The organism is Pantoea sp. IMH (assembly GCF_000599885.1).
In the GTDB taxonomy this organism is placed as follows: Bacteria; Pseudomonadota; Gammaproteobacteria; order Enterobacterales; family Enterobacteriaceae; genus Erwinia.
On record NZ_JFGT01000005.1, the window covers coordinates 328,700 to 352,917 of the forward strand.

The following is a 24,218-nucleotide window of genomic DNA, read 5'->3' on the forward strand; positions in this document are numbered from 1 at the left end:
CATCCTCCGTGCCAACTTTTATCTGTTTGATTTATAACTTTATTTTTTAAGTCATTGTATAATAGACAGCGATGAACTATTGTCTTTTTAACAATCGCAATGTGAAAAAGACACCATGACCCTCTCTGCCAACAGCCTTGCCGATATCGCGGTCAACATTCAAAACAGCCTCGCGCGGCCAGACAGATTCAGCCGCATGATCGGCAGTCTCCATCAGCTTCTCGCCTGCGATGCCACGGCGCTTTTATGTTATGAAGCTCACCAGTTCCGGCCTGTGGCGACGGCAGGCCTCGCGCCGGATGTAATGGGACGGCGCTTCCAGCTGGAGGCGCATCCGCGCCTGGAAGCCATTGCCCGGGCGGGTGACGTAGTGCGTTTCCCGGCGGATAGCAAACTCCCGGATCCCTATGACGGATTGATACCGGAACATCAGGAACTGCACGTCCACGCCTGCGTGGGCCTGCCGCTATTTTCAGGCCAGTCGCTGATCGGGGCGCTGACGCTGGATGGTATGAATGCCACGCAGTTTGACGCTTACAGCGATGAAGAGCTGCGGATCGTGGCTGCACTGGTTTCCGGTGCGCTCAGTAACGCTTTACTGCTGGAACAGCTGGAAAGACCAGGGATGGGAAACGTCCCTCTGACCGCAGATGAGGAGAGAGAAACCGGCAGCGATGAGATGATCGGATCCTCGTCCGTGATGGCGCAGCTGAAAAAAGAAATTGGGATCGTCGCAGCGACCGATCTCAATGTCCTGATCACCGGCGAAACGGGCGTCGGCAAGGAGCTGGTCGCGCGTGCATTACATCAGCAGTCAGCTCGCAGCGCGCACCCACTGATCTATCTTAACTGCGCGGCCCTGCCGGAAACCGTGGCGGAAAGCGAGCTGTTCGGTCACGTCAAAGGGGCGTTTACCGGAGCGATACATGACCGTACCGGCAAGTTTGAAATGGCGAATAACGGAACGCTTTTTCTGGATGAAATTGGTGAGCTGCCGCTTTCACTCCAGGCGAAACTGCTGCGCGTGCTGCAATATGGCGATCTTCAGCGCGTGGGCGAAGATCGCCCGCTGAAAGTGGATGTGCGTATCCTGGCGGCAACGAATCAGGATCTGCGCCAGGCCTCACTGGAAGGACGCTTCCGCACCGATCTTTTTCACCGCCTGAGCGTTTTCCCTCTGCATGTGCCGCCGCTGCGGGAACGCGGCAACGATATTGTGCTGCTGGCTGGCTACTTCTGTGAAAAATGCCGTAAAAAATTTGGGCTCCGGCATCTTGCGCTCAGCGCGGCGGCGCGTTCAGTGCTGAGCAAGGCGGCATGGCCGGGGAATATCCGCGAGCTGGAACACAGTATTTATCGCGCCACTATTATCGCTCAGGCAGAGGCTGGGAGTGATGAGGTGATTTTATTGCCTTCGCATTTTTTTCCGGCTCAGGCTGCGACGGCTTCAGAAGCGCCGGCAGCAGAAGTCGCTGCAACGCCTCAGAGCCTGCGTGACGCAACGGATGAGTTTCAGCGTCGCTACATCCGTCAGGCTTTACAGGCCAGTCAGGGGAAATGGGCTGCCTGTGCAAGGATGCTGGAAATGGATCCCGGCAACCTGCACCGGCTTGCTGGCAGGCTGGGGCTGAAATAGGAAAAAAAAGCCCGCCTTGTGCGGCGGGCCTGAAAAGCATTGGGGAGCGGCGTTACACTTCCAGCCAGTCCATAATGCCTTCAGCAGCTTTACGGCCTTCAGCAATGGCGGTGACTACCAGGTCAGAACCGCGCACCACATCGCCACCGGCGAAGATTTTCGGGTTGCTGGTCTGGAAAGGTTTCTCGCTGCCTTCCGGGGCGATGATGCGGCCCTGAGCATCCAGCTCAACGCTGTGCTGTTCCAGCCACGACATCTGATGCGGGCGGAAGCCGAAGGCCATCACCACCGCGTCTGCCGGAACAACGTGCTCGGAGCCGGCGACGATCTCAGCACGGCGGCGACCGTTAGCATCCGGCTGTACCATTTCGGTACGCGCCATTTTGACGCCGCTGACCCGACCATTACCGTTAATTTCAATGCCCAGCGGCTGCACGTTGAACTGGAATTCCACCCCTTCTTCACGGGCGTTTTTCACTTCGCGACGTGAACCTGGCATGTTCTCTTCATCACGACGGTAGGCGCAGGTAACGTGCGTTGCGCCCTGACGAATGGAAGTGCGTACGCAGTCCATAGCGGTATCACCGCCCCCGAGCACTACCACGCGTTTCGCGTTCATGCTGATATAAGGCTCTTCGGGGGAATCCGGGAAGCCCATAGTCTGTTTGGTATTGGCAATCAGGAACGGCAGCGCATCGTAGACGCCTGGCGCTTCCTCATTTTCAAGCCCGCCCTTCATCGACTGATAGGTGCCGACGCCGAGGAAAACCGCGTCAAACTGCGTCAGCAGGTCGCTCATCTGGATATCGCGGCCCACTTCCGTATTCAGATTGAACTCCACGCCCATGCCGCTGAAAATTTCGCGGCGTTTGGTCATGACCGATTTTTCCAGCTTGAACGCGGGAATGCCAAACGTCAGCAGGCCGCCGATTTCCGGATGGCGATCGTATACCACCGCCTTTACGCCGTTACGGGTCAGGACATCGGCACAGGCCAGGCCAGCCGGGCCAGCACCGATAATCGCCACCCGCTTGCCGGTAGGCTTAACGCCATCCAGGTTGGGCTTCCAGCCCATTTCCAGCGCTTTATCGTTGATATAGCGCTCTATGTTGCCGATTGTCACTGCTCCAAACTCATCGTTTAGCGTACAGGAACCTTCGCACAGGCGATCCTGAGGACATACCCGGCCGCAAACTTCCGGCAGACTGTTGGTCTGGTGCGACAGCTCCGCCGCTTCAATGATGCGCCCTTCGTTCGCCAGCTTCAGCCAGTCCGGAATGTAGTTATGTACCGGACACTTCCACTCGCAGTAAGGGTTACCGCAGGAAAGACAGCGATCGGCCTGCGCCTGCGCCTGGCTTTCAGAGAACGGCTCGTAAATCTCCACAAATTCAATTTTGCGGATCTTAAGCGGCTTCTTCGGCGGATCGACGCGCTGCAAGTCGATAAATTGATAAACGTTTTGACTCATCGTGACCTCTTACTGCGCCTGCACCCGCAGCTCGGCTGCGGAACGACTACGGTGACCCAACAATGCCTTCACATCGCTGGATTTCGGTTTAACCAGCGAGAACCGGGTGGACCAGGCTGGCCAGTTCGCCAGGATCTCTTCACCGCGTGAAGAACCGGTATGGTGGACGTGTTCGGTAATCAGGCCACGAAGATGCTCTTCGTGTATCGCCAGATCGTCCACGCTCAGGACTTCCACCAGCTCTGAGTTAACGCGCTTACGGAACTCGCCATCTTCATCCAGCACGTAGGCGAAGCCGCCGGTCATGCCTGCGCCGAAGTTAACGCCGGTACGGCCCAGCACACAAACGATGCCGCCCGTCATATACTCACAGCCGTTATCACCAATGCCTTCAACCACGGTAATCGCTCCGGAGTTACGCACGGCGAAACGCTCACCGGCACGGCCTGCGGCAAACAGCTTGCCGCCGGTGGCACCATACAGGCAGGTGTTGCCGATAATGGTGGCTTCATGGCTGCGAAAAGCGGAACCGACTGGCGGACGCACGGCCAGCAAACCGCCTGCCATGCCTTTGCCCACATAGTCGTTGGCATCGCCGGTCAGGGTCAGCTCCACGCCGCCCGCGTTCCAGACGCCGAAGCTTTGTCCGGCCGTCCCGCTGAAATGCGCCCGAATCGGATCGGAAGCCAGTCCCTGATCGCCGTGCTTCAGCGCGATGGCGCCGGACAGCGTCGCGCCGACAGAGCGGTCAGTGTTACGGATATCAAACCAGAACGTTTTACTCTGCTTTGCTTCCACAAAAGGCATCGCCTGGTCATACAGCGCTTTGTTCAGCAGTCCGTTGTCGAAAGGCGGGTTGCTTTCCGTACAGTAGACGGTTTTGCCCGGCATCGGTTCCGCCGTTTCCAGCAGCGCTGAGAGATCCAGACTTTGCTGTTTAGCCGTGAAACCGTCCAGCTCGTTTAACAGATCGGTACGGCCAATCAGATCCACAAGGCGTTTAACGCCCAGCTCAGCCATAATTTCACGCGTTTCACGAGCGATAAACTCAAAATAGTTCGTCACGCGGTAGGGCAGGCCGTGGTAGTGGTTTTTACGCAGCTTCTCATCCTGAGTTGCCACGCCTGTTGCGCAGTTGTTCAGGTGACAGATACGCAGATATTTACAGCCCAGTGCGACCATCGGGCCGGTGCCGAAGCCGAAGCTTTCCGCACCAAGGATCGCCGCCTTGATAATGTCGCGGCCGGTTTTCAGGCCGCCATCCACTTGCAGACGGATCTTATGGCGCAGTCCGTTCGCCACCAGCGCCTGCTGGGTTTCCACCAGGCCCAGCTCCCACGGACAGCCCGCATATTTTACCGAGCTCAGCGGGCTGGCGCCGGTGCCGCCATCATAGCCGGCGATGGTGATCAGATCGGCATAGGCTTTAGCCACACCGGTTGCGATGGTGCCGACACCTGGCTCGGAAACCAGCTTCACCGAAATCATCGCTTTTGGATTCACCTGCTTCAGATCGAAAATCAGCTGTGCCAGATCTTCGATAGAGTAGATATCGTGGTGTGGCGGTGGGGAAATCAGGGTAACGCCAGGCACGGAATAGCGCAGCCTGGCGATATAAGGCGTCACTTTATCGCCCGGCAGCTGACCGCCTTCGCCCGGTTTCGCACCCTGCGCAACCTTAATCTGAATAACGTCTGCGTTGACCAGATAAGCTGGCGTCACGCCAAAGCGGCCCGAAGCAACCTGCTTGATGCGGGAGACTTTATTCGTGCCGTAACGCGCCGGATCTTCTCCACCTTCACCAGAGTTCGAGTAACCACCGAGGCCATTCATCGCTTCTGCCAGCGACTCATGCGCTTCCGGGCTGAGTGCGCCGATGGACATCGCGGCGGTATCGAAACGCTTATACAGTTCGCTGGCGGGTTCCACGTCATCAATGTTGATGGCGGTGCTGTTGGCTGAGGTTATCGCCAGCAGATCGCGCAGTGCCGCAACGGGACGTTCGTTCACCAGCTTCGCGTAGTGCTGGTAATCCGCATACTCGCCGCTTTGTACCGCTTTTTGCAGCGTGCCGACCACATCCGGGTTGTAGGCGTGATATTCGCCGCCGTGGACATATTTAAACAGTCCACCCTGATCGAGCGGCTTACGCTGCAGCCAGGCACGTTTTGCCAGATTCAGCAGATCCTGCTGGAAGTCGCTAAAGTTTGCGCCGCCAATCCGGCTGACGACGCCCTGGAAGCAGAGGCCGGAGACGTCACGGTGCAGACCTACGGCTTCAAACAGCTTCGAACAGCGGTAGGAGGCAATGGTCGATATGCCCATCTTGGACATAATTTTGTAGAGCCCCTTATTGATGCCGTTACGGTAGTTCAGCATCAGGGTGCGGTAATCTTTCTGGATCACGCCGCTATCGGCCATTTTGGCCAGTGACTCATAGGCCAGATAGGGGTAGATCGCCGTGGCGCCAAAGCCGAGCAATACGGCGAAATGATGCGGATCGCGGGCGCTGGCGGTTTCAACGATGATGTTGGCGTCGCAGCGCAGGCTTTTATCGACCAGGCGAGTTTGTATGGCGCCGACCACCATAGGCGCCGGGACGGGCAGCCGTTTTTCGCTGATGCCGCGGTCAGAAAGCACCAGCAGGACGGTGCCTTCTTTGACCAGTGCTTCAGCGCGATCGCACAGCGCCAGAATGGTCTCTTCCAGCGAACTTTCGGCTGGATCAAAGGTACAGTCCAGCGTATCTGCGCGATAAAACTCAGCATCCTGGGAGGTCAGCTGTTTAAAATCTGAATAGAGCAGAATAGGCGATTTAAAGCTCAGACGATGCGCCTGACCTTCCGCCTCGCAGAAGACGTTCATTTCACGACCGATGCTGGTGGCCAGCGACATCACGTGCGCTTCACGCAGGGGATCGATCGGCGGGTTTGTTACCTGAGCGAACTGCTGACGGAAATAGTCATAAATGATGCGGGGACGGCTGGAAAGCACGGCGAACGGCGTATCATCGCCCATTGAGCCCACAGCTTCCTGACCGTTTTCACCCAGCACGCGAATAATGGCATCCAGTTCTTCGCTGCTGTAGCCAAACTGCTTCTGGAACGTCGCCAGCAGATCGTCAGCCATTTCGCGGCTGCCGACCTGATCGTCAGGCAGGCTCTCAAAGGGCACCAGGCGGCGGACGTTCTTCTCCATCCATTCTTTATAAGGATGGCGACTTTTCAGGTCGTTATCGGTTTCTGCCGAGTGGAGAATGCGGCCTGCACGGGTGTCAATCACCATCAGTTCGCCAGGCCCAACGCGGCCTTTTTCAACCACTTCATCCGGCTGATAATCCCAGATACCGACTTCGGAGGCACAGGTGATCAGCTTATCTGTGGTAATAACGTAGCGTGCCGGACGCAGGCCGTTACGGTCCAGGTTACAGGCGGCATAGCGGCCATCGGACATAACGATCCCTGCCGGGCCATCCCACGGCTCCATATGCATGGAGTTGAAGTCAAAGAAGTCGCGCAGCTCCGGATCCATATCCGGATTGTTTTGCCAGGCTGGCGGCACAAGCAGACGCATTGCACGGATCAGATCCATCCCGCCGCTGAGGAAGAGCTCCAGCATATTATCCATTGAGCTGGAGTCAGAGCCGGTTTCATTCACGAAGGGGGCGGCATCCTGCAGATCGGGGATCAGCGGCGTTCTGAATTTATAGGCGCGCGCTCTGGCCCACTGACGGTTTCCGGTGATGGTATTGATTTCGCCGTTGTGCGCCATGTAGCGGAAAGGCTGCGCCAGCGGCCAGCGCGGTACGGTATTGGTTGAAAAGCGCTGATGGAATAGGCAAATAGCAGATTCCAGGCGCAAATCGGCCAGATCAAGGTAGAAGCGCGGCAGATCTGCCGGCATACAGAGACCTTTATAGATATTGACCTGATTGGAGAGGCTGCAAACGTAGAACTCTTTATCGGCGATGCGCTTCTCAATGCGGCGACGCGCCATATAAAGGCGGCGCTCCATATCGCGCGGGCGCCAGCCCGCAGGCGCGTTGATGAACAGCTGCTCGATGCGCGGCATGGAAGAGAGCGCAATTTCACCCAGCACGTCCCGGTTAACAGGGACTTCACGCCAGCCTACGACGGAGAGCGTCTCGCGTAAGACTTCCTCTTCCACGATACGACGGCTTTCACGCGCCAGTTCGCCATCCTGATTAAGAAATAGCATGCCAACGGCATAATTTTTCGCCAGGCGCCAGCCGCAATCGGCCGCCACCACCCGGAAAAACCGGTCGGGTTTCTGTAAAAGCAGGCCGCAGCCGTCGCCGGTCTTGCCGTCAGCAAGGATCGCGCCACGGTGCTGCATACGGGCCAGGGCGTGGATAGCGGTTCGCACCACCTTGTGGCTAGGTTCGCCTTCTATGTGGGCGATCAGGCCGAAACCACAGTTATCCTTTTCAAGGGATTTATCGTACAACATATCAGTGAACCTCCCCAGGCTCTGCGGGATTCCCTGCGCCGACGACGGGCAGACGTAGAAAGGGCACGGCGACAGGTTTTTACGAGCCAGGCTCACCTTTAATGTCGCCCCTCTATCTCTATCCGTTAGCGTCGGTGTCACAAGCGTTGAGGACTTGCTTCAGAGGGAATCACAATAACTGCATAAGTATGACGGTCAGACGACCCGTCGAGAAAGCTTCCAGCGGATTTCCAACTTATCGGGAAAGCGTACTCAGGTCAACCAGGCCACTTGCCGCCGCTTTTTCATGGTATTTGTAGTGTAACTGGTTGATATTTAATATTATTATGCGTTTTTTTCTTCCGTTCGTTTGCTGAGGATATCAGGAAGAAGTGTGAGCTGACTCACTATAGTGCAGGCGTCAAATCTCTGCACCGTGCTGGTGCCACGGGGATTGCCAGCATGATATGCTGGTTAAGTGGCCTTAATTACTGAAATACACTGTTTTTCAGGCGCGGTTATTTTTGAATTAAATCGTGTTTGCTCATTAGAAACTTTAATCACCGTGCTAATGATTTATCAGGCGATTAATGTGAATTAATATTCACTCAGGGATGAGGCCGCATTTGTATTAAAAACGTCATCACGCTGAAATATCTCACTGTGGCTGGGTAATGGGAGCGGTTCTCATTGCGTAGCTTATGCAGTCGTTTGTGGCAAGTTTCTGGCGCGCCTGCACGGAAAAAATGTGATGAATCACCGGGTCTGTGCGGTTGCTGCCACAACCGAGCCGCCTGGCGACGTAAATCATCCTTGTCAGCCGTTATGTTCCGTTGCACCAGCCGGGTGCGTCAGAACTGATCCCGTCTATATTCGCCTGTTCCGCTTTTACGCTATGATGCGGCAATCGGTCTGGAAGGAATCCCTTATGAAACAAATTCGTTTGCTGGCGCAGTACTACGTTGATCTGATGGTAAAGCTGGGGCTGGTCCGCTTCTCGCTGTTGCTCGCTTCCGCACTGGTCGTACTGGCAATGATCGTCCAGATGGCCGTCACCATGGTGCTACATGGCCACGTGGAAAGCATTGATATCGTCCGCTCGGTTTTCTTCGGCCTGCTGATCACGCCCTGGGCCGTCTATTTTTTATCGGTGGTGGTGGAGCAACTGGAGGAATCCAGGCAGCGGCTTTCCAGACTGGTGGATAAGCTTGAAGAGATGCGCCACCGGGATTTAGAACTCAATCAGCAAATGAAGGAAAATATTACCCAGCTTAATCAGGAGATTGCCGATCGTATCAAAGCGGAAGAAGCGCGCCTGCAGATTGTTGATAAGTTGAAAGAAGAGATGGCCAGACGTGAAGAGGCGCAGATTGAACTTGAGCAGCAATCCTCCTTCCTGCGCTCGTTTCTGGATGCATCTCCCGATCTGGTCTTTTACCGCAATATCGACGAGCAGTTTTCCGGCTGTAACCGCGCCATGGAACTGCTGACAGGCAAAAGCGAAAAGCAGCTTATCGGCCTGACGCCACGCGATGTATACGATGAGGACGCATCAACCAAGGTGCTGGAGACCGACGAAAAAGTTTTCCGTCACAACGTCTCTCTGACCTACGAACAGTGGCTGCAATATCCCGACGGGCGCAAAGCCTGCTTCGAAATCCGCAAGGTGCCTTATTATGACCGGGTAGGGAAGCGAAGCGGACTGATGGGCTTTGGACGTGATATAACCGAGCGTAAGCGCTATCAGGACGCCTTAGAGAGCGCCAGCAGGGAAAAGACCACCTTTATCTCAACGATTAGCCATGAGCTTCGTACGCCGCTTAACGGCATCGTTGGCCTGAGCCGCATTCTGCTGGATACGGAACTCAATCCGGAGCAGCTTAAATACCTGAAAACGATCCATGTCTCAGCCATTACGCTCGGTAATATTTTTAACGATGTGATTGAAATGGATAAAATCGAGCGGCGTAAGGTTCAGCTTGATAATCAACCCATCGATTTTACTGGCTTCCTGGCCGACCTGGAAAACCTCTCTGGCCTGCTGGTACAGCCGAAAGGGCTGCAATTTATTCTGCAGCCGGAACTGCCGCTGCCTCATAAAATTATTACCGACGGAACACGCTTGCGTCAGATTTTATGGAATCTGATCGGAAACGCGGTCAAGTTTACGCAGCAGGGCAGTATTGTGGTGCGTGTCGCCTGTCAGGGCGAGGACTGCCTGCGTTTTGAAGTCGAAGACTCCGGTATGGGCATTCCTGAGGATGAGCAGGATAAAATTTTCGCCATGTATTATCAGGTGAAGGATCAGCGCGGCGGTAAACCCGCAACAGGTACCGGCATCGGGCTTGCGGTTTCACGCCGTCTGGCGCAGAGCATGGGGGGCGATATCACCGTGCGCAGTTCGCCGGGTGCCGGCTCTTGCTTTACGCTGACGGTTAATGCTCCCCGTGTGGTTGAGCAAGTCGAAGATGAGCAGCCTGCTGACGATATGCCGCTGCCTGCGCTGCATGTGCTGCTGGTTGAGGATATTGAACTGAACGTGGTGGTGGCGCGATCGGTGCTTGAAAAACTGGGTAACAGCGTTGAGGTCGCCATGACGGGGGAAGCCGCGTTGAGCATGTTTGACCCTGATGAATTTGATTTGGTGCTGCTGGATATTCAGTTACCGGATATGACCGGTCTGGACGTGGCCCGTGAAATTCGTCGTCGCTATCAGGGCCATCATCTTCCGCCGCTGGTCGCATTGACGGCTAACGTCCTGAAGGACAAAAAAGAGTATCTGGATGCGGGGATGGACGATGTGCTGAGCAAACCGCTCGCCGTACCGGCGCTGACGGCGATAATCAAAAAATACTGGGATTATCAGCAAGACGATACTGAGACTCCGCAGGCGCGCGCGCTGGACGATAAGAAGCTGGCGTTGCTGGATGTCACCATGCTGGAACAGTACATCGAGCTGGTCGGCCCACAGTTGATTGAGCAAAGCCTGGCGATGTTTGAACAGATGATGCCTGGCTATCTGGATGTGCTGGACTCCAACATGATGGCGCGCGATCAGAAAGGGATTGCTGAAGAGGGGCATAAAATCAAAGGCGCAGCAGGTTCGGTCGGCCTCGTGCATTTACAACAGATCGCCAAACAGATACAGAGCCCGGAACTGCCGGCATGGTGGGACAACGTTCAGGAATGGATTGACGAGCTGAAACAGGAATGGCGCCACGATGTGGACGTATTACGCAAATGGGTTACGGACGCTGGAAAAAAATGACCCCGACCGAAGCCGGGGTGCGCGAATACTGCGCCAACACCAGGGAAAAGGGTAACCTGCGCTATTCTGATAAGAAGAGTGTAAAAGCACAGGCGCGGTATTGGTGAAACGCTCAGGAACTACATTAGCAAATCCTGCATCACATGTTACCAAATTCATTAAAATGTGTGAAGTAGAGCAGCGTTCCCAGACAGAAAACATTAATTTGATGATACAGTCAAGTTTGTCGTGAATTTTAGTGCACTGTTGACGGTTATTTGACCTTTTGTGGCGGATTTGACGGTAATAAGATTAACATCTCGTCAGCACCCTCACTTTTGAACGCTAGCAACGGTGCTAAGAAAAAAAGCGGTAACCGAAACGGGATTTAACTGGCTGTAACGCTTATTTTTTTATGAGATTGATGTCTCTGTCTTACGGCAACATTCAGGCGTCGCTTTTCCAGTTTCCTGAGGAGGTTCTGTCGTTTTGTCAAAATTTTTTTGTGCGTATTTATGCTTTTTCGATATAAAGACAAAAGGACATGGGTGACGGGAACTGTTGTTCAGGGCAATTCATAAACGGCAATTATGTGCATTTTCACAAATGCATTTATGAAAAATGCATAAGGTATATGAATCATTTTCTTTTAACACCGTTGACCGTTTTTTGCGAAGATTAAAGCAGGTGTTAAGTTTCGAATTTTCATGGAACCGATTCCTGATGCGCGGAAGTGATTGAAGCATGAGGCGCATTTTATTTCCTGCCCGACAAATTCGCTCTAAATTTAGCCGGTCATGTTTTATCTGACGCTAGCAACCTTTTATCTGGAAAACAGGTTTGATCACAGTTTTTATGAGAAATGATAAGACAGAAATGGAAAAGTCGTTATGAGTCGGCGTAAGAACAGCTTGTTAAAGCGCCTCCGGTTTTGGCTGCTTTGCTTTTTTTCAGCCCTGATCGGTGTGGGAATAGCCGCTATTTTACTCTTCTCTTTTTTGCCGCTTCCCTTTTCTGCCGTTATGGCTGAACGTCAGCTGGGCGCCTGGTTCACCGGTGATTTCAGCTACGTTGCCCATTCTGACTGGGTGAAGCGTGAAGCCATAGCAGACTGGATGCCGCTTGCCGTCATCGCCGCCGAAGATCAAAAGTTCCCCTCCCACTGGGGCTTTGATGTTCAGGCGATTCAGTCGGTGCTGGACAGTGATGCCGGGCGAATGCGGGGCGCGTCGACCATCAGCCAGCAAACGGCAAAGAATGTCTTTCTCTGGGACGGGCGTAGCTGGCTGCGTAAAGGGCTTGAGGCAGGTTTTACGCTTGGCATCGAAACCGTCTGGACGAAACGCCGTATTATCACGGTATATCTTAACGTGGCGGAGTTCGGGGAAGGGATATTTGGGGTGGAAGCGGCTTCACAACGTTTTTTTCATAAGCCCGCCAGCAGGCTGACGATGTCTGAGGCTGCGCTACTGGCCGCAGTGCTACCCAATCCGATTCGCTTTCGCGTCGACGCGCCTTCAGCCTATGTCCGGCAGCGCCAGCAGTGGATCCTGCGCCAGATGAGGCAGCTCGGTGGAGAAGGTTTTATTCATCAGCACCAGCTGTAGTCGCTCAGGATGTTGCCGGGCGCTCGCGCGTCCGGCGATCACTCTTCATCAAAACCAGCTTCAAAAAGCTCAATCACCGCCAGTAGCGCCTTTTCTTCTTCCGGGCCGCTTGCCTCTATTTCAATATGGCCGCCTTTGGCGGAATCCAGCATCAGCAGGGCGATCACACTGCTTGCCTCTGCTTCCGTGCCGCTTTCATTGCGCAGAAGGACTTCAGCATCAAAGCTCTGCACCAGCTCAAAAAGCTTCATCGCTGGCCGGGCGTGCATGCCTAGCTTATTTTTAATTTCTACGGTTTGCCTGACGGTCATGTTTTACGTTTTTCCAGCGTGCGGTGACGTGACTGAACATTTTTACCGCGCGAACGGAAATAGTCGGCCAGCTGTTCAGCAATATAGACCGAGCGATGCTTGCCGCCGGTACAACCAATGGCGACGGTAAGATAGCTGCGATTGTTCGTTTCGAGCATCGGCAGCCAGAGCTCAAGGTAGCTTCGCGTCTGGTAGATAAAATTATGCACCTCAGTATGCCGATCCAGAAAGGCGGCAACAGGACGATCGAGTCCCGTCATCGGACGCAGTTTGGGGTCCCAGTGCGGGTTAGGCAAAAAGCGGACATCAAAAACATAATCGGCATCAATGGGAATGCCGTGTTTGAAGCCGAAGGATTCAAAGACCATCGTCAGCTCGCGTTCGCGTTTACCTAACAGGCGCGTACGCAGCATTTCTGCGAGCTCGTGCACAGACATCTCTGACGTATCGACAATCAGGTCGGCCCGGGAGCGCAGCGGCTCAAGCAGATCGCTCTCTTCATCAATGGCGCTTTCCAGTGAAAGATTCTTGCTGGAAAGCGGATGCAAACGACGCGTATCGCTGTAGCGACGGATTAGCGTGTTCCGATCGGCATCAAGGAAGAGAAGCTGAGGCGAAAAGCTTTCCGGCAGGCTGGTCAGGGCTTTTTCAAAAATCTCAGGTGATTCTGGCATATTACGAACATCAATACTGACCGCCGCGGACATATTACGATCGGCCAGTGAGTTCGCCAGTTCAGGCAGTAAAGCGACGGGCAGATTATCCACACAGTAAAAGCCCATATCTTCCAGCGCGCGCAGCGCGACGGACTTGCCGGAACCTGAACGCCCGCTGACGATCATCAGCACCATGACTTATTCTCCTGAGTTGCCAGTTAGCCGGAGCGTCCTCTGCGTCAGCACAAAAGGTCCCGGCACACGCTTATTGATTCAATCAGCCGGCTCCTGCCGGCGCGAAAGGTTAGTGACTCTCTTCCTGGCCCTCGGCCATGATCTCAAAGAGTTCCTCATCGCTCTGCGCTGCCCGGAGACGACGGCAAACGGTTTTATCGGCCAGGCGCCGCGCCACCAGCGAAAGCGTATGCAGATGCGTTTTGCACTGGTCTGCGGGCACCAGCAGGGCGAACAGCAGATCGACCGGTTGATTGTCGATAGCATCAAAAGCGATAGGCTGATCGAGACGGATAAACACGCCGACCGCACGCAACGTATCTTCAAGCAACTTGCCGTGAGGAATGGCTATGCCGTTGCCGATACCGGTACTCCCCATCCGTTCACGGGTCAGAATTGCTTCGAAAATCGTCTGGTGCGGAAGGTTTAGCTGCTTGGCTGCCAGCTCGCTGATAATTTCCAGCGCCCGCTTTTTACTCTGGCAGTGTACCCCGTTCCGGGTGCAGGAGACGCTTAGTACAGAGCTCAGTTCCAGTTTTAAGTCATTGTTCATCATAGGTTCACTTACGTGTTCACTTCCGCCTGGCCAGATGGCCTTCTATTGATCAACGGCCCGTACCCCATCAGCAGAGTACGAGCCGAAAATTTTCCATCGCCTTCTTCTTCAGATGAGGGTGACGAAAAAAGAATCAATGTCTGAGTGAAATTTAGTGTTGCTTCAGTTTGTCTTTGTGTTTGTTAAGTTGGCGCGTCAGCTTGTCGATCAAGCCGTCAATCGCCGCGTACATATCTTTATCTTCCGAGGTGGCGTGCAGCTCTCCGCCATTGACATGCAGTGTTGCATCCGCGATTTGCGTCACCTTCTCCACTTTGAGAACGATATAGACCTGATTTATCCGGTCAAAATAGTGCTCAAGCTTGGCAAATTTTGTTGTCACAAACTCCCGTAAAGGTTCGGTGATTTCAACATGCTGGCCAGTAATATTGAGTTGCATACGCTATTCCTTATCTGTTCGTTCAGACCAGCTGTTTTCGCTGGTTTGAGGGCGGGATGGATAAAGACTCTCGGTACTTCGCGACGGTACGGCGTGCCACCATGATTCCCTGACTGGAAAGCAGGGCGGTCAGCTTGCTGTCGCTCAGTGGTTTGGCGGGATTCTCCGCCGAGATTAATTTTTTCACCAGCGCCCGTATCGCCGTTGAGGAGGCTTCGCCACCCCCTTCGGTACTGACGTGGCTGGAGAAAAAATACTTCAGCTCAAAAATTCCCCGCGGGCTGTGCAGATACTTCTGCGTGGTCACGCGGGAAATCGTGGATTCATGCATATCGACGGCCGTTGCGATATCCGCCAGCACCATTGGTCGCATAAACTCTTCACCCTGCTCAAAGAACGCCTGCTGCTGCTCGACGATACAGCGGGTGACTTTAAGCAGCGTCTCATTCCGACTCTCAAGGCTTTTGATCAGCCACTTCGCTTCCTGCAGATTGCTGCGAATAAACTGGTTATCGCTGTCGTTACGGGTACTGCCGCCAAGGGAGGCATAATGCTGATTAATCTTCAGCCGCGGTACGCTGTCAGAATTAAGCTCCACCGTCCAGCGATTGCCGACTTTACGCACCAGCACGTCCGGAATGACATATTCAGGCTCGCTGGTGTTGATCGACTGGCCGGGACGAGGATCAAGCGTCTGGATCAGCTGCATGGCATTTTTCAGCACGTCCTCTTTCAGACGGGTTACGCGCATCAGGCTGCGGAAATCATGATTGGCCAGCAGATCGAGGTGCTCGCTAACGATAAGCGTAGCCTCTTTCAGAAAAGGAAGCTCCGCAAACTGGGAAAGCTGGACCAGCAGACAGTCACGTAAGTCGCGCGCGCAGACGCCAACCGGATCGAACCGCTGTACGCGTTTCAGCACCGCCTCGACTTCTTCCAGCGTCACCTCTTCATCACCGAGGCTTTCCAGAATTTCCGGTAAGTCTGCGGTCAGGTAGCCCGTCTCATCCACGGCATCGACGATAGAGGTGGCGATAGCGCGATCGGTATCGCTAAAAGGCGTCAGCTCCACCTGCCACATCAGGTAATCCTGAAGTGACTGAGTCGTCTCGCCCTGATAAACAGGCAGCTCGTCGTCATGATAATCGGTTCCGGTACCGGAAGGGGTGCCCGCCGTGTAGATTTCGTCCCAGGTCGCATCCAGCGGGAGTTCTTCCGGCATATCCTTTTGTTCAAGCGCTTCACGCGTATCCAGGGCTTCTTTTTCCTGATATTCGCGGGCATCCACTTCTTCATGAACGTCGGTTTGTTCAAGCAACGGGTTGCTTTCCAGCGCCAGCTGAATTTCCTGCTGTAGTTCAAGCGTAGAGAGTTGCAGCAGGCGAATGGCCTGTTGCAGCTGTGGCGTCATGGCAAGCTGTTGGCTAAACCTGAGTTGCAAACCTTGCTTCATGTTCAGGATACTGATTCCTCAAAATTTCCGGCTGGTCTGGACACCTTATCAGAGTCTGAACTCTTCTCCCAAATAGACTCGCTTAACTTGTTCATCCGCCAGGATTTCTTCCGGCGAACCGTGGGCGATTAAATGCCCCTGGCTGACAATATAAGCCCGTTCACAAACCGCGAGAGTTTCCCGCACGTTGTGGTCGGTAATCAGTACGCCAAGGCCGCTGTCGCGCAGGTGTTCGATGATCTTTTTGATATCGATAACCGAGATAGGGTCCACGCCCGCAAAAGGTTCATCCAGCAGAATAAATTTAGGATTGGCGGCCAGCGCGCGGGCAATCTCCACCCGGCGGCGTTCACCACCAGACAGTGCCTGACCCAGGCTGTTCCGCAGGTGCTCAATGTGAAATTCGTTCATCAGCTCATTGGCGCGATCTTCACGCTGCTCTTCCGTCAGATCGTCGCGGATTTGCAGCACGGCCATCAGATTGTCAAACACGCTAAGCCGGCGAAAAATTGAGGCTTCCTGCGGCAGATAGCCAATTCCCCGGCGCGCACGGGCATGGAGCGGCAGGATGCTGATATCTTCATCATCAATAATGATGCGGCCCGCATCACGGGGAACAATGCCCACCACCATATAAAACGTGGTGGTTTTACCCGCACCGTTAGGGCCGAGAAGGCCCACAATCTCACCGGACTTCACCTTCAGGCTAACATCTTCGACTACGCGCCGGCCTTTGTAAGCCTTCGCCAGGTTTTCCGCAATTAAAGTCGCCATTAGTTACTCTTTTTCTGTCCGTTTGCCGGAGTGCCTTTGTCCTGGAGCTGCGAAGGCACCAGAACGGTGGTTACGCGCTTGCCGGAATTGCTGTAGGCCTGCATTTTCTGTTCCTTCACCAGATAAGTAATGCGGTCGCCTTTCACGTTGCTGTCCAGCTGTTCCAGATAGGCGTTAGTGGTCAGCTCAACGAAATCTTTAGCCAGCTCATAATGCATTTTCTGCGCATGCCCTTTTACCGGTTTGCCGTTGTCCTGCATCTGAAAAAAGGTCGCCGGATTGCCATAGGCATCAATGATCGTTTTATTGCTGTCGCCGCCGGGACGGGTCACCACGACTTTATCGGCGGTGATCTTGATTGAACCCTGAGTGACGATGACGTTGCCGGTAAAAGTGGCCACGTTGCCCTGCATATCGAGCGCCTGGTTTTCCGAGTCCACATTGACCGGCTTGTCAGAGTCACCCGTCAGGGCAAATGCCGGCAGGCTGGCCGCTAACAACAGGCCGAGGGTCAGAAACTTAAGGTTGTTTTTCATTTTGAATTTCATAGGAGGTTTTGACCTTTTCAATCAACTCGGCAGTTTTCTTCCGTAAATTCCCACGCAGTTTCATCCCGGTAGAGTTGAAGCTACGGCCATAAAGCGTGACCTGATCTTCTGATGTCACGTCCTGTGTTACCAGATTTACCACAGCGTTATCAGTCTTGATCCGATCAATCTGAGCCTGTTGCGTCAGGCTATTGACCTCAACGTGACCATATAAATAGAGCATGCGGTCTTTGGTCAATTTGGCCTTATCCGCCCGGACGGACCAGGTAGGGATTTTGTTCTCGTCATAGGTCGTCATCACCGGATTTTCGAACCAGCTCACCGCTTCTTCAGAGAAGTGGGTAACTTTGTCCGAGACCAGCTTATAACTCATCGCCCCCTGTGGATTATAAACCACAGTGCTTGATGTCTGGCTGGTATAGGTTGGCTCAAGTTCATTGACGGCAGCCGATGAAGCGTCATCGTCCGGTCCGGCCAGATTCCAGCCGATCAGTACCAGGGCCACAAGGGCCAGCAATAGCGTAATCCAACGCCGTGTTTTACTCATACAGACTGCCCTTTGGCCTCATCGAACTTACCCTGTGCGATCAGGATAAGGTCGCAAATTTCTCTAACGGCGCCGCGCCCACCCGCGATGCGGGTCACGTAATCCGCCCGGGGAAGCAGGGCGGGATGCCCATCGGCGACGGTAACGCTCAGCCCCACTTCGGCCATTACCGGCCAGTCGATCAGATCATCACCGATGTAAGCGACCTGCTCCGGGCGTAACGACAGTTTATCCAGAAGTTCACGGAAGGCCAGAAGCTTATCTGACTGTCCCTGGTAAAGATGCGTAATGCCAAGCGTGGCGCAGCGATCTTCCAGCAGCTTCGCGCTGCGGCCGGTTATGATAGCGACTTCCACCTCAGAGGTCAGCAGGCAGCGAATGCCATAGCCGTCACGGACGTTAAATCCCTTCAGCTCTTCGCCATTATTTCCCTGATAGATCACGCCGTCCGACATCACGCCATCAACATCGCAAATTAACAGCCTGATTTGGCCGGCGCTTTTCATGACTTGCTGGCTAACCGTGCCGTAACAGGTTTCAATCCCTTCCGCTGCACTACTCATTACTTTTGTTCCTTTATTAAACTACGCCCGCGCGCAGCATGTCATGCATGTGGACCACGCCCAGCAGCTGATCGCCATCTGCAACCATGACGGCGGTAATATTGCGGCTCTGCATTAAATTAAGCGCATCGACCGCCAGAATATTTGGACGCACTCTGATGCCGCCGGTCGTCATCACGCTGGCGATGCTGGCATGCTGAATATCAATCCCCATATCAAATACTCTGCGCAGGTCACCGTCAGTAAAAATACCTTCGATTTTCATCAGATCGTTGCAGATAACCGTCATGCCCATATTTTTTCGTGTGATCTCCAGCAACGCATCGCGCAGGGAAGCGTCACGGCTGACATGAGGGATTTCATCCCCCGTGTGCATAATATCACTGACGGTTAATAGCAGCTTACGGCCCAGCGCGCCGCCAGGATGGGAGAGGGCAAAATCTTCCATGGTAAAGCCACGCGCTTTCAGCAATGCGACGGCCAGCGCATCTCCCATGACCAGCGTGGCCGTGGTGCTGGAAGTTGGCGCCAGCCCTAAGGGACAGGCTTCCTGAGGTACTTTAACACAGAGATGAATATCGGCCGCACGGCCCATTGCGCTCTCTGGCTTGCTGGTCATACAGATCAGTGAGACGTGCAGGCGTTTCAGTACCGGAATCAGCGCCAGGATTTCTGAGGATTCTCCGGAGTTTGAAATGGCGATCACAACATCGCCTGCACCTACCATACCTAAATCACCGTGGCTGGCCTCGGCGGGATGGACAAAAAATGCCGGTGTACCGGTACTGGCGAAGGTGGCCGCCATTTTTTTCCCAATGTGGCCCGATTTGCCGATGCCCATAACGACAATTTTACCCAGGCAGTGAGAGATAAGCTGACAAGCCTGGGTAAAGTCATCGTTAATATACTGATCGAGCTGTTCAAGTCCCTGACGTTCAATATTCAGTACTTCTTTGCCGGCCTGTATGAAATCAAAGCCTGGCTCGATGTTAGAAGTTGCCATTTTTTATCATCCTTTTACCAGAAGGTGGCCTCGGGAAACCAGTAGAGAACCGATACCCAGGCGATGAATCCGCAAACCAGCAGCGCACCCGCAGGGCGACCAATACAGCGGCTGCGTTGCAAACAGAGAAGCGCAAACAGGGCGCTGACGCCCAGCATGAGCCAGTAATCTCGCGCAAAGGCATGAAAATCCACACTTCCCGGATGAATCAGGGCGGGGACGCCCAGCACGATGGCGATATTGTAGATGTTGGAGCCGATCAGGTTGCCGATCGCAATATCATCTTCGCCTTTCAGGGCGCCGGCGATAATGGTTGCCAGCTCCGGCAGGCTGGTGCCCACTGAAATAATCGTCAGGCCGATGACCAGTTCGCTGACGCCAAAATAGTCAGCAATAACGGTGGCGTTATCAATGATCATCCGGGTCGACATCGGCAGAATGACCAGCGCGACAGCCAGCCAGAGAAACGCCACCGTATTACCCGCTTCGTCGCTTGGCAATTCCGCCAGTTGTTCCCGCGTCAACGAATCATTATTGTCGCGCTCGGCACGCCGGGCGATTTTAATAATAAAAAGCAGATAGCCCGCCGCAAACGCGATCAGCGCCAGACCATCATTGCGGCTGAGCGTATCGTCAAACAATACGATGCCGCAAAGCAGCGTTACCAGCAGCATTAAGGGCAGCTCTCGTCTGACGAGGTTTGAGGTGACGTTAAGGGGATGAAGCAGCGCCGCCCCGCCTAAAATCAGCAGAATATTAGTCATGTTCGAGCCGATAACGGTGCCGACAGCAATATCAAGCTGTCCATGATTGGCGGCGGAAATGGAGACAATCAGCTCAGGTAACGAAGTGCCTATGCCTACCACCGTCATGCCGATAATTAATGGCGGTATCCCTGAGGCACGGCAGAGGATGGCGGCACTGAACACCAGACGATCGGCACCATATACCAGCAGGACTAAACCGATAATCAAGAGTGCTGTAGCTACGAGCATGAAATGTCCTTTGATCGGGTATAATCGTCGGCTTACCTTGCGCGACGTCTAAAAAGGGGCGAAAGGATAATGGGCGTGATTTTGACGGTCTGAAAGCAAAAAGTAAAACTTATGCCAACTTTAGCCACGTCCTGGGAACAAGTTTCTGTAAAAGTGTCCTGTCAGGTGCTTATAGGCTACCATCGCAGAGAAATTATCTGTTTGTATAAGTGAAGAGGTAACAATGGGTAAGACGGAAACGAACTTGGTTGATGTCCGCAACGTCAGTTTTGCCCGTGGCGATCGGCCGGTTTTCGATAATATCTCGCTGACGGTGCCAAAAGGGAAAATCACCGCCATTATGGGGCCCTCTGGCATTGGTAAAACGACGCTGCTGCGCTTAATTGGTGGTCAGCTGCGCCCTGACAGTGGGGAGATCTGGTTCAACGGTGAAAATATTCCGGGCCTTTCCCGATCGCGCCTTTATGAAGCACGTAAGAAAATGAGTATGTTGTTTCAGTCAGGCGCGCTGTTTACCGATCTGAATGTTTTCGATAACGTGGCCTGGCCGCTGCGGGAGCATACGCAACTTCCTCCTCAATTGCTGCACAGTACCGTGATGATGAAACTGGAAGCCGTAGGATTACGCGGTGCGGCAAAACTGATGCCTTCCGAGCTTTCCGGCGGAATGGCCAGGCGTGCGGCATTGGCCCGGGCTATTGCACTTGAGCCCGATCTGATTATGTTTGACGAGCCTTTTGTCGGGCAGGATCCTATTACAATGGGCGTGCTGGTGAAGCTTATTGATGAACTGAACCACTCGCTTGGCATGACGTGTATCGTGGTTTCGCATGATGTGCCTGAAGTCCTGAGTATCGCTGACTATGCCTATATTATCGCGGGTCAGAAGGTCATTGCTCAGGGGACGGCCCGTTCGCTTAATGAAAATAAGGATGCCCGCGTACGTCAGTTTATTGATGGTATCGCCGATGGCCCGGTGCCGTTTCGCTTTCCCGCAGGGGATTATCTGCAAGATTTAGCTGGCTCAGGGAGTTAATCACTGATGTTTCTACATATACTGGCGTCAGCAGGACGTCAGGCTATTAATACCTGTGCCGCTTTTGGCCGGGCGGGACTGATGCTCTTCCACGCGCTGGTCGGTATTCCCCGCTTCCGCAAACATGCGCCGCTGGTGGTAAAGCAACTTTACAGCATTGGCGTACTGTCACTGTTGATTATCGTGGTATCAGGTTTATTTATCGGTATGGTGCTGGGGCTGCAGGGCTACCTTGTCCTTAATACCTACGGTGCAGAAAGTAGCCTGGGCATGCTGGTGGCGCTGTCACTGCTGCGTGAACTGGGTCCGGTAGTAACCGCACTACTTTTTGCTGGCAGGGCGGGATCGGCACTGACGGCGGAAATCGGGCTGATGAAGGCAACCGAGCAGCTTTCCAGCATGGAGATGATGGCCGTTGATCCACTGCGCCGGATAATTTCGCCCCGTTTCTGGGCGGGCTTTATCAGTATGCCGCTGCTGGCGCTGATCTTTGTTGCGGTGGGCATTCTGGGTGGCGCGATCGTTGGCGTCAGCTGGAAGGGTATCGACAGCGGCTTCTTCTGGTCGGCGATGCAAAATGCCGTTGATGTCCGGGCAGATATCGTCAATTGCGTGATCAAAAGTGCCGTGTTTGCCTTTACGGTAACCTGGATTGCGCTGTTTAACGGTTATGATGCGATCCCGACATCAGAAGGGATCAGTCGCGCGACGACGCGTACAGTAGTACATGCTTCTCTGGCAGTACTCGGTTTAGATTTTGTGCTTACCGCACTGATGTTTGGGAACTGATGCAATGCAAACGAAAAAGAGCGAAATTTGGGTAGGGGCATTTTTACTGCTGGCGCTGGTTGCCGCACTGTTCCTCTGCCTGCGCGTGGCTGATTTAAAATCGTTAGGCAATGAGCCGACCTGGAAGCTCTATGCCACTTTCGATAATATCGGCGGGCTGAAGACCGGATCGCCGGTTAAAATTGGGGGGGTGGTAATTGGCCGCGTTTCAGATATCACGCTGGATGAAAAAAATTATTCACCCCGCGTCACCATGGATATTGAAGACAGATATAACCAGTTGCCCGACACCAGTTCGCTGGCGGTCCGCACTTCCGGCCTGCTGGGCGAACAGTATCTGGCGCTGAATGTGGGATTCGACGATCCTGACATGGGTACTGCTATGCTGAAAGATGGCAGTACATTACAGGATACTAAATCGGCGATGGTCCTTGAGGATCTGATTGGTCAGTTCTTATATAAGAGCGACAACGATAACAAGAGTGATTCGCCAGCAGCACCGGCAGCCAGCGAGTCTCCTTCGCCAGCTACCACGACTAATCCATAAGAGGACAAGTAATGTTTAAACGTTTCCTGATGGCGGCAATGCTGATTATCGCGCCGGTTGTTGCTACAGCAGCAGCGGACCAGACCAATCCTTACCAGCTTATGAACGAGGCCGCAGAAAAAACATTTTCACGGCTTAAGAATGAGCAGCCGAAAATCCAGCAAGATCCGAACTACCTGCGTCAAATCGTTCGCGAAGAATTGCTGCCTTATGTGCAGATTAAATATGCTGGCGCTTTGGTGCTGGGGCGTTACTACAAAGACGCGACGCCCGCGCAGCGTGAAGCCTATTTCAAAGCTTTTGGCGATTATCTGGCACAGGCCTACGGTCAGGCGCTGGCGCTCTACAACGGCCAGACTTACCAGATTGCACCTGAACAGCCTTATGCCGATAAGAACATTATCGCCATCCGCGTGACGATTATCGACCCTAACGGACGCCCACCGGTTCGCCTGGATTTTCAGTGGCGTAAAAACAGCCGTACTGGCGAATGGCAGGCGTATGACATGATCGCTGAGGGTATCAGCATGATCACCACCAAACAGAATGAGTGGAGCGATACGCTGCGTCAGAAAGGGGTTGACGGTCTGACAACGCTGCTGAAGTCCTATGCGAGCCAGCCTATTACGCTGGACAAGAAGCAGTAATGAGCGATCACTTAAGCTGGCAGAGTGAAGGGAATCAGCTTCGGCTGGCGGGCGTTCTGGAGCGCGAGACGTTGCTGGCGCTCTGGGAGGCGCGTTACGGCGTGATGAAACAGATCGATACAATCGACGTTTCCGCTCTGAGCCGGGTCGATTCTGCGGGTCTGGCGCTGCTGGTCCATCTGCAGCAAATCGCGCAACAGCAGGGAAATACGCTGAAGTTCAGCGGGATAACCGACAAACTGCACTCTCTCATCTCGCTTTATAACCTGCAGCAGATCATTCTCGCCGGCAACTGAAAGAATATCTGAACCGACAGAACAAAAGCCCCCGTTAGCCCGGGGGCTTTTTGCTTGTTTAAGATGACGGCGCTTTCCACTAAGATGTGTGCCTGTTTACGATCAACTGGATCCGGAAGCCTCATGGAAAATAGTGAAATTCAGTCCGTGCTGATGAGCGCGTTACCTCTTCAGGAAGTTATTGTGACCGGCGACGGCAGCCACTTCCAGGTCATTGCGGTAGGTGAACTGTTCGGCGAGCTGAGCCGCGTTAAAAAACAGCAAACGGTTTATGCGCCGCTGATGGCCTATATTGCTGACAATCGTATTCACGCAGTGTCGATCAAGACCTATACCCCTGAGGAATGGGCGCGCGACCGTAAGCTGAACGGTTATTAAGCTGGTCTGCTGATGTCATCGCGCAGGGCTGCGGTG

22 protein-coding genes are annotated in these 24,218 nt (G+C 53.9%); 9 read left to right on the forward strand and 13 right to left on the reverse strand.

Annotated elements, in window-relative coordinates:
- Positions 1-115 precede the first annotated feature (115 nt).
- Entirely contained in the window at positions 116-1,636 is a 1,521-nt protein-coding gene (gene norR, locus EA20_RS0109795; protein WP_024966654.1) for a nitric oxide reductase transcriptional regulator NorR, read from the forward strand.
- 52 nt (positions 1,637-1,688) lie between these two features.
- Here the strand turns inward: norR and EA20_RS0109800 are convergent, their stop codons facing one another.
- Both EA20_RS0109800 and gltB read right to left on the reverse strand, forming a co-directional pair.
- Positions 1,689-3,107, reverse strand: coding sequence for a glutamate synthase small subunit (locus EA20_RS0109800; RefSeq protein WP_024966655.1), 1,419 nt, complete (start codon positions 3,105-3,107; stop codon positions 1,689-1,691).
- Positions 3,108-3,116: 9 nt separating this feature from the next.
- Positions 3,117-7,577, reverse strand: coding sequence for a glutamate synthase large subunit (gene gltB, locus EA20_RS0109805; protein WP_081772564.1), 4,461 nt, complete (start codon positions 7,575-7,577; stop codon positions 3,117-3,119).
- Positions 7,578-8,484: 907 nt separating this feature from the next.
- Between gltB and arcB the strand changes: the two genes are divergently transcribed.
- Positions 8,485-10,824, forward strand: a complete 2,340-nt coding sequence (arcB, locus tag EA20_RS0109810; protein ID WP_024966657.1) for an aerobic respiration two-component sensor histidine kinase ArcB — start codon at positions 8,485-8,487, stop codon at positions 10,822-10,824.
- 869 nt (positions 10,825-11,693) lie between these two features.
- Entirely contained in the window at positions 11,694-12,410 is a 717-nt protein-coding gene (gene mtgA, locus EA20_RS0109820; RefSeq protein WP_024966658.1) for a monofunctional biosynthetic peptidoglycan transglycosylase, read from the forward strand.
- A 38-nt stretch (positions 12,411-12,448) separates the two neighbouring features.
- Here the strand turns inward: mtgA and npr are convergent, their stop codons facing one another.
- From npr to EA20_RS0109875, 11 genes are all read right to left on the reverse strand, one after another.
- Positions 12,449-12,721, reverse strand: a complete 273-nt coding sequence (npr, locus tag EA20_RS0109825) for a PTS phosphocarrier protein NPr (RefSeq protein ID WP_024966659.1) — start codon at positions 12,719-12,721, stop codon at positions 12,449-12,451.
- Complete coding sequence (gene rapZ, locus EA20_RS0109830; protein ID WP_024966660.1) at positions 12,718-13,572, reverse strand: RNase adapter RapZ; 855 nt, start codon at positions 13,570-13,572, stop codon at positions 12,718-12,720. The genes npr and rapZ overlap by 4 nt, the downstream gene beginning before the upstream one ends.
- A gap of 109 nt (positions 13,573-13,681) precedes the next feature.
- Complete coding sequence (gene ptsN, locus EA20_RS0109835) at positions 13,682-14,164, reverse strand: PTS IIA-like nitrogen regulatory protein PtsN (protein ID WP_024966661.1); 483 nt, start codon at positions 14,162-14,164, stop codon at positions 13,682-13,684.
- A gap of 154 nt (positions 14,165-14,318) precedes the next feature.
- On the reverse strand, positions 14,319-14,606 hold the full coding sequence (gene hpf, locus EA20_RS0109840) for a ribosome hibernation promoting factor (protein WP_024966662.1): 288 nt from the start codon (positions 14,604-14,606) through the stop codon (positions 14,319-14,321).
- A 22-nt stretch (positions 14,607-14,628) separates the two neighbouring features.
- The gene (gene rpoN, locus EA20_RS0109845) at positions 14,629-16,059 is read right to left on the reverse strand and encodes an RNA polymerase factor sigma-54 (RefSeq protein ID WP_024966663.1); all 1,431 of its coding nucleotides are present in this window, start codon (positions 16,057-16,059) and stop codon (positions 14,629-14,631) included.
- 48 nt (positions 16,060-16,107) lie between these two features.
- A complete protein-coding gene (gene lptB, locus EA20_RS0109850; RefSeq protein ID WP_024966664.1) occupies positions 16,108-16,833 on the reverse strand; it encodes an LPS export ABC transporter ATP-binding protein in 726 nt (241 codons plus the stop codon).
- On the reverse strand, positions 16,833-17,381 hold the full coding sequence (gene lptA, locus EA20_RS0109855) for a lipopolysaccharide ABC transporter substrate-binding protein LptA (protein ID WP_024966665.1): 549 nt from the start codon (positions 17,379-17,381) through the stop codon (positions 16,833-16,835). Before lptA ends, lptB begins: the two co-directional genes overlap by 1 nt.
- Complete coding sequence (lptC, locus tag EA20_RS0109860; protein ID WP_024966666.1) at positions 17,353-17,928, reverse strand: LPS export ABC transporter periplasmic protein LptC; 576 nt, start codon at positions 17,926-17,928, stop codon at positions 17,353-17,355. Before lptC ends, lptA begins: the two co-directional genes overlap by 29 nt.
- Complete coding sequence (kdsC, locus tag EA20_RS0109865; RefSeq protein ID WP_024966667.1) at positions 17,925-18,491, reverse strand: 3-deoxy-manno-octulosonate-8-phosphatase KdsC; 567 nt, start codon at positions 18,489-18,491, stop codon at positions 17,925-17,927. The genes lptC and kdsC overlap by 4 nt, the downstream gene beginning before the upstream one ends.
- Positions 18,492-18,507: 16 nt before the next feature.
- On the reverse strand, positions 18,508-19,494 hold the full coding sequence (gene kdsD / locus EA20_RS0109870; RefSeq protein WP_024966668.1) for an arabinose-5-phosphate isomerase KdsD: 987 nt from the start codon (positions 19,492-19,494) through the stop codon (positions 18,508-18,510).
- A gap of 14 nt (positions 19,495-19,508) precedes the next feature.
- On the reverse strand, positions 19,509-20,489 hold the full coding sequence (locus tag EA20_RS0109875; RefSeq protein WP_024966669.1) for a calcium/sodium antiporter: 981 nt from the start codon (positions 20,487-20,489) through the stop codon (positions 19,509-19,511).
- Between the two features lie 223 nt (positions 20,490-20,712).
- On the opposite strand from EA20_RS0109875, the gene mlaF reads away from it, so the two are divergent.
- From mlaF to ibaG, 6 genes are all read left to right on the forward strand, one after another.
- Entirely contained in the window at positions 20,713-21,525 is an 813-nt protein-coding gene (gene mlaF / locus EA20_RS0109880) for a phospholipid ABC transporter ATP-binding protein MlaF (RefSeq protein ID WP_024966670.1), read from the forward strand.
- Between the two features lie 6 nt (positions 21,526-21,531).
- Positions 21,532-22,314, forward strand: coding sequence for a lipid asymmetry maintenance ABC transporter permease subunit MlaE (gene mlaE, locus EA20_RS0109885; protein WP_024966671.1), 783 nt, complete (start codon positions 21,532-21,534; stop codon positions 22,312-22,314).
- A 4-nt stretch (positions 22,315-22,318) separates the two neighbouring features.
- Positions 22,319-22,861: an outer membrane lipid asymmetry maintenance protein MlaD gene (mlaD, locus tag EA20_RS0109890; RefSeq protein WP_024966672.1), complete on the forward strand. Its 543-nt coding sequence runs from the start codon at positions 22,319-22,321 to the stop codon at positions 22,859-22,861.
- An 11-nt stretch (positions 22,862-22,872) separates the two neighbouring features.
- Positions 22,873-23,508 carry a phospholipid-binding protein MlaC gene (gene mlaC / locus EA20_RS0109895; protein WP_024966673.1) on the forward strand — a complete coding sequence of 212 codons (636 nt, stop codon included), beginning with the start codon at positions 22,873-22,875 and terminating at the stop codon, positions 23,506-23,508.
- Positions 23,508-23,804, forward strand: a complete 297-nt coding sequence (gene mlaB, locus EA20_RS0109900) for a lipid asymmetry maintenance protein MlaB (protein WP_024966674.1) — start codon at positions 23,508-23,510, stop codon at positions 23,802-23,804. Before mlaC ends, mlaB begins: the two co-directional genes overlap by 1 nt.
- Before the next feature lie 123 nt (positions 23,805-23,927).
- Positions 23,928-24,182 carry a BolA family iron metabolism protein IbaG gene (gene ibaG / locus EA20_RS0109905; protein WP_024966675.1) on the forward strand — a complete coding sequence of 85 codons (255 nt, stop codon included), beginning with the start codon at positions 23,928-23,930 and terminating at the stop codon, positions 24,180-24,182.
- Positions 24,183-24,218: the final 36 nt, after the last annotated feature.